Source organism: Polaribacter sp. Z014, assembly GCF_023555435.1.
GTDB lineage: Bacteria > Bacteroidota > Bacteroidia > Flavobacteriales > Flavobacteriaceae > Polaribacter.
In genome coordinates this window covers 1-962 of record NZ_JALCZP010000097.1, presented here as the reverse complement: position 1 = coordinate 962, position 962 = coordinate 1, and the positions used below count along the sequence as shown (strand labels likewise).

1 pseudogene is annotated in these 962 nt (G+C 31.1%); it reads right to left on the bottom strand.

Going from position 1 to position 962, the window contains the following annotated elements:
• Positions 1-587, bottom strand: a pseudogene (locus tag MPF19_RS19085) (ISAon1 family transposase); the annotation flags it as partial.
• Positions 588-962 lie beyond the last annotated feature (375 nt).

The window sequence follows — 962 nt, the reverse complement described above, 5'->3', positions numbered from 1 at the left end:
CTTTTAAACTTCGCTTGTCTTACATTTTCATCCCATTTAGCAAGTCTAATTAAGGCAACAGTTTTATCTTTTGTTTGATTATAAATCCAGGATAAGTTTTGACATAAATTGTATGCCTTTTCTATATCTCGATAATTTTTAAAAAGTATTTCAGCTCTTTCCTGTTGGGTGTTAGTCCACTTGTTACTAGATTTATATAATAGATATTTACTTCTAGCTAATAATTGTTTTAGAGTATCTCCATTTGGTAGTAGTTCAGGAACATATTTTAAGGAGTTATTTCTAGCGTTTTCTATGGCGTCGTTTTCTTTATCTATTGCTTCCCAACGATGTTTAATTCTTATTTCATGCAAAGCATCTAAAGCTAATTTTTGCACATGAAATCAATCTATAACTAGTACTGCTTTTGGAAATGATTTTTTAACGATTAACCCCATGTTTCCTGCCATGTCTAAGGTTACTTCAATTACTTTTTTTCTTTGTGTTAAAGCTATTTTATGAAGAATTCTAATAACATCTTCAGCTTTAGTACCTTTAATCATGGCCAGTAAAGCACCTTTTTTTCCATTCGCATTTTTATTAGTCACGGAAGTATAAAAATCTCCATTAGAAAATGCTGTTTCATCTATGGAAAGATAGCTTCCAGTATTTTCAGGAAAAAGCAACCGTTGTTCAGCATGTGGTTTTTGGTTCCATTGATTAAAATCAATTAAATAATCTTTGTATAGCCTCTGTAAGTTTCTAGGGCTTACTCCGTAAAAGGTTGCTACAACAGATGTACTTGTAGCATTATTACAGACTGATTTGTTTTAAAAAAGCAGCAAATTCACTAGTAATTCTAGTGCTTTTTGGGATCAAGAATAATTATTGGGGAGAATCTTATCTTTGGAAAAAAAGTAATTAGATTTTGAATACAGAATTAGCCCGTTATTTGTTGCCCGAAGGGCTATTAGAATATTTTG